We start from the raw sequence: 12178 nt of genomic DNA on the forward strand, positions 1-12178 counted from the left end.
TCGATTCCTGTGGTGATTTGATATCAAAGCTTGAACCAGCTACGTATGGTCGCTGGCGAACCGATCTTGGCCGCGTACTGGAGCAACATGGTCTGCAATGCCGCTGCCGCGCCGCTGGGGCGATGCGCCGCGGCTGGCGCGGTGCCGGTCGCGGTCTCGACGACGACCTTATCGAGCTTGGTGTCGGGAGCGAGGTTCTTGAGCTGACCGCGGAACATCGCGCCGAGCTGCGAGTTCATGCGATTTTCGATCATGGCCATGTTCTCAGCGGTGTCGGTACCTCCCATCTGCAGTTCCTGCTGGTGGTCGGCTTGCAACTGGGTCATTAGCACGCGCGCGGCAGCCTTGTCGGCTGGTACCGGAATTTTGTCGATCGCGGCATGAATTTCGCTGCGGAATCGGTCCTGTCCGCCCTGGCGCAGCGGCTTGGTCGACTTCTGCTTGGTCGTGCTGCCGGCTTCGAACCCAAGAGTCTGGGCTTGGTTAGCGGTCTTGCCTTCAGCCGCACGCTTGATCGCGTTGGCCTTGGAAGTGAATTCGTCCAACGGCCAATGCGATTCGTAGCCGATCTCCACTTCGGTGACCGTCGGCCCGACGAGCACGTTGGTCTGAGTGATCTTGACCGGATTGACCTCGGCGCGGATCGCCCACTTGTCGCCTTGCTTGACCGGTTCCAGCGTGGTCAAGCGATAACGGACCTTGACCGCGAACAGCAAGGGCTTGAGCACGATCATGCCGACCTTTTTGCCGGAGTACTTGTTGACCGCGGCCAGCGCCGCCGCCGATCCCTCGTCCAGACGCTTTTGTTTCTGCTCGGGGGTGTCGCTCTTCCCGGTCAACTTCCCGAACAGCTTCTTGATGTAGGCGACCGCCTTCTTGATGGCCTTGTCGATGGCTTGGTCGACCTTGGTCTGGACCTTGGTGATGAAGCCCTTGATCTTGGCGCTGATGCCGCCCAGGCCGATTAGCGCGGCGAGGAAGCCGATCAGGATCGGCACAGCGTTGCCCAGGGCCTGTTCGACCTTGCTGATCGCGCCGCCGATCGAGCCGGTGGCGATGGCGTGGATCGAGTTGATCACCGACTCGACGAACTCCATGATCTGCGCGGCGCGCTCGACCACGAACATCACCACGTTGACGATCATCATGATCGCCTGGATGATCGCGCCGGCCGGGTTGAACATCGACACGACCTTGGCCACCGCCTTCTTGACGATGGTGGTGACGATCCAGTCCTGGATCGCGCCGATCACCATGTCCTTGAGGTTGGACAGGTCGCCCTTGATCTGCTCCCACAGCGCGGCCGGGCCGCCGCCGATCAGGGTCTGCAGATAGCTCACCAGCTTCTCGATCACCGCCACCGCGGTTGGGCCGAGCAGCTTGACCGCCTTGGCGCGCATGCGCTCGTAGGTGATGCCCAACACGCCGAGCACCATCTTCAGGATCGACACCACCGTCAGGTCGCTCGGTATCTCGATGCCGGTACCGGCCAGTGCACCGAACAGCCACTTGATGAAGCCGCGCTTGAGGTGGCCGAGGATGTTGCCGGCGAAGGCCGAGAAGCCGCCCTTGACCGCGGCGATCAGGTTGGACAGGAAGCCGCCGGGGTTGTCGAGGATCAGGTCGATGGTGTCCGCGCCCTTGCGCAGGATGGCCATGAGCTTGTCCTTGAACTCCATCAGCGCCTTGGCGACTTCGGCGATCTTCTCCTTGGCCTGGGTGACCAGGCCCTTGTTGGAATCCTGGATCGCCTTGAGCGCTTCGTCGGCCTTGTCGAAGGCTTCCTTGTACTTCTGCGCCAGGCCTTCGGCGAGCGCCTGCTTCTTGTCCTCGATGCCGGACTTGAGTTCGTTGAATTTTTCGGCGTATTCGGCGGTGAGCTGGGCGCCGCGGGCGCGCACGCCGGGCGACAGCGCCGCTTGCGCGGTGGCGATCTTGGCCTGGGCCTGGGCGACGTCGTTCTTGGCCGCGGCCAATTCGCGTTCGACCAGGTTGGCGACCTTGACCGCCAGCGCGTCCATCGCCGCGGTGAACAGATTGCGCCCGGCCTCGTAGAAGCGGTTGACCTCCGGCGGCAGGTCGAGGATCTGGTCCTTGATCCACAGCAGCGAGCCGCCCGGCATCAACAGATAGCGTTTGAGTTTGTAGTCGAACAGCGCGTCTTCGACATAACTCTTCATGCGCGCCAGGGCGGCATCGGTGCCCTGGTCGAAGATCGTGTTGACCGAGGTCTCCAGGTTCTCCAGGCGCTTGTCGACCGCGGCCTTGGCGGTGTTGAAGGTGGCGACGACGAAGTTGCTGAACTTGCTCAGTTCCAGCTCTTCGCGCGCCTTCTGCTGTTCCTGCTTCGACAGCACCTTGGTCTTGCTGCCGCCCTTGACCGAGAGCAGGCTGCTGACGCCCTTGCCGGCGACCGCCTTGGCTTGGCCGGCGGCCTTGGCCAGGGTCGCGCCTTCCTTGCCGCGGTACTTGCCGGGGCCGGCATCGGAATCCTTCTGCACCGCTTTCTCGGCGGTCATCACCGCCGAGAAGCGCGGGTCGCTGGCGTTCTTCAGGCGGGTGTCGGTCTGCTTGGTCGCCTTTTTGGCATCGGCGACTTCGGTCTTGCTTTCTTCCAGCGAAATCTCGGCGGCGGGTTTTGGCGCCGGCATCGCCGCGGCGGCGTCGATCTGCGGCGGCGGCACGCCAGGTTCGGGCGGAATCGGCGTGACCGGCTTGGCCGGGACGCCGGCTTCCGACGGCGGCGCGTTCGAGGTCTGCTGCAGGTCGCCGGTGGCGGCTTGTTTCTGGTTGCCGACTTCGCCCTTGAGCGAGCCCTTGATCTCGTTGCCCGAGCCGCCCTTCATGAACTTCTCGGTGTCGCCGAGCGTCTTGGGCATGACCTTGGCGATTTCGGCGCGCAGGATCGACAGGAAACTGGCGGTCTCCGGTTTCGGCGTCTCGGCCTCTTCGAGTTGGTCGACCTGCTTGGCGCGCGCGCCGGCGGCTTTCTCGTTCGCCGGGCCCTTGGCGGCCTTGCCGGATTCGTCGGACTTGCGCGACGGCGGCGGATGTTGCTTGAGCTTGCGGCTGTCGGCGTTGAGTTTGTCGACCACGCGCTTGTAGCGCGGGTCGTTGCGCGGGTTGGCCCGTTTGGCGACGCGCGCGACGGCCATCGTCAGTGTCCGGGGCCGCCGCGTGGCGGATCGAGCGAACGCATCGGGCAGTTCGCACCGATCTTGCGGTATTCGCGGGTCAGCGCCGCTTGCAGATGCACCGCGGCGATGGCGTTGCCGCTCTGCAGAGCGAGCAGGCGCGCGTGCATGACTACGTTGCGCCATTGGCCGCCGCTGAGGGCGCAGCGGCTGGCGGCGTCCTGCAGCCAGCCTTCGTCGCAGCCGTCGCCGGCCAGGTGCAGGCGCAGGATCTCGTAGCGTCGCCAGGCATCGGGGGCGCGGAAGTTCACCACCACGTCCATGCGCCGGGCGAAGGCGCGGTCGATGCGGTCGGCGGCGTTGCTGGTGACCACCAGGATGCCTTCGAAGGACTCGATGCGTTGCAGCAGGAAATTGGTTTCGAGGTTGGCGTAGCGGTCGTGCGAGGAGCCGACCTCGGTGCGGTTGGCCATCAGCGCATCGCCTTCGTCGAGCAGCAGCACCACGTCGAGTTCTTCCGCTGCGCTCAAGGCATGGTCGAGGTTCTTCTCGGTTTCGCCGAGGTATTTGTTGACCGTCGCCGACAGGTCGATGCGATAGACGTCCTTGCCGAGCTCGGCCGCCAGCAGGCGCGCGGCCAGGGTCTTGCCGGTGCCGCTGGAGCCGGCGAACAGGGCCCGCACGCCGACCCCGTGCATCGCGACCTCGGCCGAACCGCTCGCCAGCGGTTCGCGCCAGCGGCAGCGCGTCGCCAGCGCGTCGATCTCTTCGCGGGTGGCGTCGTCGACGATCAGGTCGTCGAGCGAGCCGGCTGCCTGCAGGCGCGTGGCCAGGGTTTCCAGGCGTGCGGTCTGCAGGCTGCGGCAGGCGCGGCGCAGGTCGTCGTGTTGCGGGCGCTCGCGTTGGGCGAGGCGTGCGAACGCGTTTGCCGCCGCCGCGACCTGGCGCACGTGGCCGCTGGACAAACGCATGCGCCCGGACAGGTCGGCCAGGGTCTCGGCCGATTGCTCGGGCAGGCACGCCGACCAATGGCGTTGCCGTTGCGCGGGGCCGGGCAGCGGCAGTTCGATGTCGAGCATCGGCCGGCGGTCTTCGCAGGCCCAGGCGCCGTGACGGCCGGTAACCACGAACAAGGGCGTGTCGACCAGCGGCAGCGGCGCCAGGCGCCGGGTCTCGCCGGGCGAGGAATCGGCTTCGACCACGGGCAGCGCGTCGAGCATCGCCGCCAGGGTGCCGAACAGACGCCAGCGCGTTTCGTCTTCGAACACCGCCTCGCTGGCGATCAGCAGGTCCTTGCCGAGGGTGTGGGCGAGTGCGCCGGCGAGGGTCTTGCGGCCGTTGTGGATCGGGCCGCGGATCAACAGCGCCGGTGCGCTCGCGCCGGTGCGCAGGGCGTCGAGGATGGCCTGGCCATCGAGTCCGGCGAGAGGGAAGACGTAATCGCTCAGCTGCGGCAGTTGCGCGTGGGCGATATGGCGCAGCCAGCGGGTCGAACTCAATTCGCCGCGCAGGCCGTCCCACACCGCCAGGGTCACGCTCGGGGTCCAGTCCGGGCGCGGCGCTTCCGGATTGGACAACTGCACCAGGCCGTGTTCGATCAGGCTTTGCAGCGACTTGCGTACCTGGTCGATGCGGTCGTCGCCGTCGCCGCGATCGCGCCACCAGGCCATCAACAGGCCGAAGCTCGGCCGGTTGTCGCGCCGCTGTGCCTGCTCGAACACCAAGCCGAAACGCGGGTCCTCTTCGATCAGGCCGATTGCCAGCAGCAGCTCGACGTCGAGCGGGTTCAAGCCGGCGCGGCGCAGGGCCGACAAGGGCAAGCGCTGCGCTTGCGCTTCGGCGCGGCCTTCCCATTCGGCCAATGCGGCTCGCCAGCGTGCCGACAAGGATGCGCCGGCGGCGACTTCGCGCTCGATCTCTTCGAGGTAGTCGGCAAGGAAGGGATAGGCCTGCACGGCGTCGTCGATGTCGCCGTCGGTGCAGGCCTCGGCGATGCTCGCGATCACTCCGTACAGCGCCAGCTTGAGGTGTGCGGGCGCGGTGAACGGCGTTTCGGCGAAGGCGATGGCGCTCGGAGCGAGGAAGGCGTTCATGCGCGGCCCTCAGACGAAGCGGAAACGGACGCTGCGGCCCGCGGCCGGAATCCAGCCGGGGTCGCGGTCGAGCCCGGCCAGGCGCAGACACAGGGGCAGCGCGTCCAAAGACAGACGCACCTCGACGTCGACCAGATTGCAATGCAATTGCGCTCGGTGGCGACAGACCAGAGTGGGAATATCGCCGTCGTCGACGGCGAGGGCGCGCGCCAGGCGCGCTTCCAGGTAGCTGAGCAGGTAATGCAGCCAGCGGCGGTTGCGTTGGCGCGGCGAGGGCGCCGGCGCCTGCGGCATGCGAACGAGCCTGGTCTCGCGCAAGGCAGTGCGTTGCGTGCACCAGTCGGCGGCCTGCACGGCCGGAGTCGATGCGGCCCGCGGCAGATCGGCGAGCACGAAGCCCTGTGGATGCCACAGCCGCAAGCGTCGCGTACCGGCGTGGTAGGCGACCGTTTCGGCCGCATCCCAGGGCTGCAGCCAAGCCTCGTCGATGGCCCAGGCGAGCGGTGCGACAAAGTCGTATGCGGGCGCTTGCTGCGGTTTGCGGCCGGCCAGATCGGCCAACAGCCGCCACAGTGGGTCGCGGCGAAATTCCGCGCCGAACCAGGCTTCGCCGATCAGCGCCAGCCAGTTCCATGGCGACAGGGCCAGGCCGCGCGCACGCGGCATGCTGAAATCGCCGTACAACTCCAGCGCCAAGGCCGCGTTGAGCAGGTACAGCAGGCCGCCGTAGTCGCTGTCGATCTGCACGCCGCCGGCGTTGAAGGCGGTCTGCGGCGTGGTCTCGGGTGGCGCCGGTTCGACATCGGTGGCGGCCTCGACTCGAACAGGCTCCGTGGCGGTCGCAGGTTCGAGCGCAGCACTCGCCGCCGACTTACTGGCCATCACGCAGGCCGGTCGGTCGGTACCGGCCCCGGATTGCGCTGCAATCGGCGCTGGCGACGGCTTGCGTTTGCCGCGCTTGGCTGCCGGTTCACTGTTCGGTTGTGCCGATGAATCGAACATAGGCGGTGTCGGTGCTTCCGATACGATGCGCGCGGCGTCCGCGGCCGCGGATTGGATGGCGTGCACGGGCGATGCGATCGTTTCGCCCGTAGCCGTCGGCGCGACGAGCGGGGTCGTGTTGCCGGGTTGCCAATTCGACGCGGGTGCTGAGGCCGGCGGCGGCAACAACGACTTTGTCGGCGCTACCGCTGTGCACGATTGCGTCCACCTCGTTACCGCATCGGCGAAGGACGCGCTGCGCAGCCAGCCCGGTTCGCGCACTACCGCCAGGGCGAATGCGAGCAGGCGCAGCGTCGTCGGCCGCAATGCTTCGTTGCGCAGTTCGGGTAGTGCCGCGAGCAGGCGGGTGTCGTCGCGACGCGATGGCGACGTGCGTCTGCTTGCGTCTGGCTCGGAACGAACGCCGGAACCGGCTCCATGCGGACGATGCGGCGCCTCGTACGAACCCGAAGCGACGCTCGTTTGGATTGTTGCCGTCTTCGCCGTCTCGGGCGCGGCAGCGAAGGCCAGGGCGAGCGGCGCGTCGTAATCCCGTGCCAGCGCCGTCAATGCGCGCCTCGCATCGCCGTCGTGCAAGCGCGACAGCCAGGCCGCGGCGTCGCCGTTCGGCGCCAGCAGATTCAGCGTGGCCGCCACGTGTTGGCCGCGGCCGAGCACCTGCTCGCGCAGCCACTCGTCGACCGCGGCCCGGCCCAGCACGGTGCGCCACCACCAACGCTGCGAGACGTGACCGCGCAGCCAATCGCGTATCAGGCAGGCGGCCAGTTCGCCTTCGTCGAACCAGACCGCGTCGGCGCTCGCTGCGCCGTCGTCGCGCCAGGGGCGTTTCGCGTAGCGTTGCTGCTCGCGCAGGGCTTGCGCCACGCGCGGGCCGAAGGCCGCCATGGAGTGAGACATGGTCTGCAGCTTGCGTACCAGCAACAGTGCGTTCGGCGGCAGTTCGCTCAGGCTCCAGTCGACCGCAGCCAAGGCCCGCTCCAGGCCCTGCCGGGCCCGCAGCGTGTCGCGCTCCGCGCTGCGCAGCCTGACGCTGCGCAGTTGGTTCGGATCGCATCGCGAGTCCAGTCGGAGCATGCGGGCCTCGGCGGAGGGCGGCGTTTACTTGCGCCGCAACAGCAGCCACAACACCAGCAGCAAGAGCAGGATCAGCCACCACCAGCGCTTCCACCACGGCTCGTGCGAAGGCGGTTCGGTGCCGGTACCCAAGCTCGACAGCGGACCGTCGCGCAGCACCTGGTCGGCGAACACGATGCTGACCTTGGGGTCGTCGCCCGGGGCGAGCCCGCCCACCTTGATCGTGTACTCGCCGGTGAGGCCGTTGTCGGTCGGCGCGCCGGCGATCGTGCCGGCGTCGATCTTGACGTTGAAGCCGCCTTCATGGCCGGGGCCGACGTAGTTGCCGAACTTGTCGCGCGGCGTGATCACGATCACCGCATCGGCGCTGCGCGGCTCGCGCTGCACCCGCACCGCCGAGTCCTTCGCGGTCGGGATCACCGGCACCTGGCGTTCGGCGAGGTCGCGGCGGCGGATCGTGCCGGTGCGCGGGTCGTTCCAGTCGTACTCGATGCGGATGCGGTAGCGGCCGCCGACGTTGGTGGCGTCGAACTTGCCTTCGTAGCGGCCGTTGCCGACATGCTTGAGTTCGATCGCTTCGCCGACCGGCTTGGGTTCGATCTTGTCCAGCAGGCCGGCGGTACGGATCAGCTGGTCGAGTTTCATCGACAGCGGCGAGGTGTCGTTGCGGATCTCGCCGTCGATCGGCTGGGCGCCGGCGTCGTGCAACAAGGTGCCGAGGTTGGCGCCGGGGCGTTCGATGATGGCGCGGATCGCGCCGGCCGGCAGGTCGGCGAGCGGGCCGTGCTCCCAGCCGACTTCGGCGACGACGCCGATCGGGCTGGCGGTGCCGAGGCGCGGGGTTTCGGTGACGCGCGCGCCCAGGCGGCTTTCCACGCCGTAGGCCGACAACTGGTACTTCAGGCCGGCGGTGCCGAATTGCCGCACTGTCACCTTCCAGTCGCCGGCCGGGCCGGCCTGGGGAATGTTGACGGTGGCGACGCGGAAGTTCGGCCCGGCGGCATTCTGGATGGCGGTGGTCATGGTGCCGTCGGGGCGGCGGATCTCCAGCCCCGCTTCACGGGCGCTGCCCTCCCAGCTCAGCACGAAGGTGACGCGGGTCAGCGAGGGGTCGACGATGAAGTTGAACGGCGTCGACGCCGGCGTGCCGGCGGCCAGATCGCCGAGCGTGCGATCCAACAGCGACACCGTGCCGCCCTTGAGGTGAGTCACCAGGTTGTCGACGAAGCTGTTGTCCATCGCCACGCCGTTGTTCGGGAACGCCGAACGGCCGGCGGTTTCGCCGGAGATTTCGTCGAGCAGTTCGGCGCTCGCGGCCATGCCGCCTTCGCCGAGGCCGATAGTGAAGATCGGGCCGCGCGGCAGCACGTCGCGAGCCAGGATGCCGCCGTTCAAGGTCAGCAGCGCGCTGCTCGGCATCGCCGCGGCGACCGCGCATTTGTCCAGATAGGTCGTGCCCGGCGGCTTGCCGGGATAGGGCTTCTCGACCGGCGCCAACACCTCGCCCTGGCGCGAGATGCACGGCGGGTTGTTCTGCTCGCCGTCGGTGAACAGCACGACCGCGGTATCGCCGACCAGTTGTTCGACCGGAACCAGACGGGCGCGCCCCATCGTGGTGCCGGCACCGATCGAGGTGCCGCCGATGTAGGTGTCGTCGGCCAGGCCGGCCGCGACGGGCACGGCCCACGGCGCGGCGATCGCGCCGCGCTGCTTGAAGAAATTGAGGCCGTCGAGCGGCGATTCGACCGCGGTGCCGCCGAACAAGACCATGCCGAGCCTGTCGTCGGGGTGACCCTCGGAGGAAATCGTCGCCGGCGGCGGCGGCGCGCCGACCGCATCCCAGACCGACGCGAACAATTGCACCGAGGACTTCATTCGATCCCAACGTTTGTCCGGCGAACCGGGAATCACCCAGTCCATGCTCGGCGACTTGTCGATCACCAGCACGATATTCAGTGGCAGGCGTCCCAGGTAATCGGCACCGGCGCCGGAGATCGAAGGCCGGCTGGTCGGTACGCGCACATAGGCGATGTCGCAGGACGCATCCGAAGGCGCCATGAAGCTGGTGATGCGATAGCCCCTGCCGGCGCCGAAGGTGAAACCTGTCAGTTCCAAGGTGATCGACAAGCCAGCCGGGGTGATGGTCGGCGCGCAGAAATTACCCGGGAACACGCTCTTGTAGCTGATGTCGAGACGGGCGCGCTGAGTGCCGCTGATGCGGGTCACCGTGGCGATGTCGCCGGTCGGGCTGACCCCGACCGCCTTGCAGGCCACGCCGGCGCAACCGGCATCGGCGACCGCGATGCTGGTGCCGTCGACGGAGATCGTCGATCCGCCGCCGATCGAAGCGGCATCGAACTCGATCGCCGACATGGCGGTCTGCATGGTCGGCGGGCTGGGCCCGCGCGAAGGCACCTGCAAGGTCAGGGTCTGGGCCCACGCGGCGGACGAGCCTATCGCCAACAGTCCGCCGAGCAACCAAGACCCGGCGCGGGGAAAACGCATATGACGTGTCATGCGTGTCATGGAACTCTCCTGGTTCAGGCGCCCACTACGTTGAAGGTGCCGGTGTATGCGATGTCGCTGAAGCCGGGGACCGAGACGATCACGGTCGCCGCAACCACGGGGCCTTGCGGGATGTCGGGGAAGTTGGGCACGGTGGCGACGATGGTGGTGGCGTTGGCGCTGACGATCGCCGCGGTGGTGCCGCGTATGCGCACCTGCGCCGCCGCGGTGAAATTGGTGCCGGTGATGGTGATGTTGTTGCCTTCGAGCTGCGCCGCCGGGGCGACGTTGCTGATCGTCGGCTGCGCCGGCACCGGTGCGGTGACGGTGATCTGAGTCGTCGCCGGCGTGCCGTTCGGCGTGACGATGCGGATGGTGACGCCGGGCAGGGGCGGTGCGCCGCCGGTTGCGGGCGCGCCGGGAATGCCGGCCGGCACCACCAAGAGCAGGCGTCGGGTCGGGTCGACCGGGTCGGGGTTGACCGAGGCCGCCGGCACGTTGTTGAAGGTCACCGTGTTCTGCGCCGCGGTGGCGCTGAAGTTGGTGCCGACGATGGCCAGCGGCGTGTTCACCGCGAAGCTGGTCGAGGCCACGCCGCTGACGGTTTCGGTGCGCGAGATGGTCGGCGGCTGATTGCCCGGGTTCGGTGCGCTGCCGGCGGCGCGCGACACCACCAGGTTGATCGGCGTCCCGGGCGCGACGCGCATCTGCGCCGGCGGGCTCTGGTTGAGCACCACCAGGTTGGCGTTGGCCGCGGCGAGCGGATCGACCGCCGCGCCGGCGACATCGAGGGTGAAGCCGAGGGTGAGCTGGCGCCCGGGTTGCAGCAGGATCGCGCGGGCCTCGCTGAGCAGCGAGCCGAACAGGTTCGGCACCGTCTGCGTGCCGCCGCCGGGGCCGCCCTGCAATTGGGCGAGCGCATCCAGGATCGCGTTGATCAGGTCCGATGACATCACATCGCCGGGCTGTACCTGTGAGGGAAGTGCCATGGAAGTTCTCCTGAGTGCTGGCTATGGGGCGCCGCAGCAACCGGCCAGGTTGCTGTAGTCCAGGCGCGCCATGTCGAACCGCGCGACCGCGATGTCGGGGAGTTGTCCGCTTGCGAAGACCAGCATCGGTTGCACCGGCTCGCCTTCGCGCGAGGCTTTGACGTTCTGCCAGGGGCGATACACCCAGACGAATTCCTTCTGGTTCACGTCGGTCGGCGTGGAGGCCAGCGCTTGCGCCTGCAGGGCGCCGAGCTGGCGCGCGTCGATGAAGGGCGTGCTCTGCCCGGAACCCGGCGCGGGCCGGCGCACGATGCCGGTGAAGAAAGTGGTGTCGGAAAAACCGCGCAGCGACAGACTGTGCAGCGGCACGATCCCGAACGGCGGCAGGTAGCGGAAATACTGGGTCGCGATCAAGGCCGAGGGCGCCGCCGATGCGGCGAGCAGATCGGCCAGGTGCTGCTGGAACTGCGCGCACATCGCATGGGTTTCGACCAGGCGGCGGACGCGCGCCTGGAACGCGAACGAGGACAGTTCGGCCGGGTCGAGCGGGTTGCGCTGGAAGGCATAGCCCGACAAGGCATCGGGTTCGAGCAGGCGCCGCCGCACCGCCCAGGTGTCGACGAAGTTCAAGCCGGCGCTGGTCCAGTAGACCAGGGCGATCGGCACGTCGCAGTCGCTGAGCGCGCTGTCGCGCAGTTCGTCGACCAGACCGTAGTTCGGCGGGTCGCTCTGCCAAGGATCGAGCGCGTTGGCGTCGCGTGCCTCGATGCCGAAGCAGCGATACGCCAGGCGATTGCGGAACTGCGACGAGGACGGGTCGAGGTCGGCGAAGCGCAATGGATTCAGCGCAAGCAACCGAAACTGCACGCCGTCGACGGTGGTGTCGGTGTTGCAGCGCACGTTGCTCGGGTCCAAACCGTTAGTGGGGGCGCGACCTTCGCTGGTCTGCGCCGGCGCGATGGTCAGCACGTAGACGCCGGCGCCGGCGACGTAGACACCGTCGGCGAGCGGATTGCAGTTGGCGAACACGCAGTCGCAGGCCGCGGCCTCGCCGGCATCGAAACGCCGGGTCAGGGCGACGCTGGTGTCGGCGGTCAGGCACAGAGTCTGGCCGGCGCGATTGACCGCCAGCCCGGCGCGCACCCGCAACACCGGTGCGCTGGGCTGGTCGAGGTCGGCATCGCGTGCGGCTTCCAGGCCGAAGGCGACGCCGTCGCCGAGCGCCAGCCCGAGCCGGGCGTCGGCCTCGCGACGTGCGACTTGCTCGCGGGTCAGGTCCTTGCTGGTGAGCAGGCGCCCGTTGAAGAAGTTGACGGTGCGGATGCCGCCTTCTTTGACGGGTTGTTGCAGCTGCAGGACGTTGTCGAGAGTGCTCATGGCG

General features: G+C 68.0%; 6 protein-coding genes. All 6 read right to left on the reverse strand.

Annotated features, from left to right (window positions below):
* Positions 1–23 precede the first annotated feature (23 nt).
* The 6 genes from ACTJJK_RS14465 to ACTJJK_RS14490 are packed head-to-tail and all read right to left on the reverse strand — an operon-like array spanning position 24 to position 12174.
* Positions 24–3155: a phage tail protein gene (locus ACTJJK_RS14465; protein ID WP_440730578.1), complete on the reverse strand. Its 3132-nt coding sequence runs from the start codon at positions 3153–3155 to the stop codon at positions 24–26.
* A gap of 2 nt (positions 3156–3157) precedes the next feature.
* A complete protein-coding gene (locus tag ACTJJK_RS14470; protein ID WP_051885067.1) occupies positions 3158–5227 on the reverse strand; it encodes an ATP-binding protein in 2070 nt (689 codons plus the stop codon).
* Positions 5228–5236: 9 nt separating this feature from the next.
* Complete coding sequence (locus ACTJJK_RS14475) at positions 5237–7303, reverse strand: hypothetical protein (protein WP_440730579.1); 2067 nt, start codon at positions 7301–7303, stop codon at positions 5237–5239.
* Between the two features lie 24 nt (positions 7304–7327).
* Positions 7328–9808, reverse strand: coding sequence for a vWA domain-containing protein (locus ACTJJK_RS14480; protein ID WP_152566256.1), 2481 nt, complete (start codon positions 9806–9808; stop codon positions 7328–7330).
* A gap of 35 nt (positions 9809–9843) precedes the next feature.
* The gene (locus ACTJJK_RS14485) at positions 9844–10797 is read right to left on the reverse strand and encodes an IPT/TIG domain-containing protein (protein ID WP_152566257.1); all 954 of its coding nucleotides are present in this window, start codon (positions 10795–10797) and stop codon (positions 9844–9846) included.
* 21 nt (positions 10798–10818) lie between these two features.
* A complete protein-coding gene (locus ACTJJK_RS14490; RefSeq protein ID WP_031372392.1) occupies positions 10819–12174 on the reverse strand; it encodes a hypothetical protein in 1356 nt (451 codons plus the stop codon).
* Positions 12175–12178: the final 4 nt, after the last annotated feature.

This window comes from Lysobacter sp. 22409 (genome assembly GCF_052045105.1).
Classification (GTDB): Bacteria; Pseudomonadota; Gammaproteobacteria; order Xanthomonadales; family Xanthomonadaceae; genus Lysobacter; species Lysobacter antibioticus_B.

What these genes read in the sequence shown, in the direction of transcription:
- ACTJJK_RS14490 (WP_031372392.1), bottom strand. Translation starts at nt 12,174, where the DNA reads ATGAGCACTCTCGACAACGTCCTGCAGCTGCAACAACCCGTCAAAGAA.
- ACTJJK_RS14485 (WP_152566257.1), bottom strand. Translation starts at nt 10,797, where the DNA reads ATGGCACTTCCCTCACAGGTACAGCCCGGCGATGTGATGTCATCGGAC.
- ACTJJK_RS14465 (WP_440730578.1), bottom strand. Translation starts at nt 3,155, where the DNA reads ATGGCCGTCGCGCGCGTCGCCAAACGGGCCAACCCGCGCAACGACCCG.
- ACTJJK_RS14470 (WP_051885067.1), bottom strand. Translation starts at nt 5,227, where the DNA reads ATGAACGCCTTCCTCGCTCCGAGCGCCATCGCCTTCGCCGAAACGCCG.
- ACTJJK_RS14480 (WP_152566256.1), bottom strand. Translation starts at nt 9,808, where the DNA reads ATGCGTTTTCCCCGCGCCGGGTCTTGGTTGCTCGGCGGACTGTTGGCG.
- ACTJJK_RS14475 (WP_440730579.1), bottom strand. Translation starts at nt 7,303, where the DNA reads ATGCTCCGACTGGACTCGCGATGCGATCCGAACCAACTGCGCAGCGTC.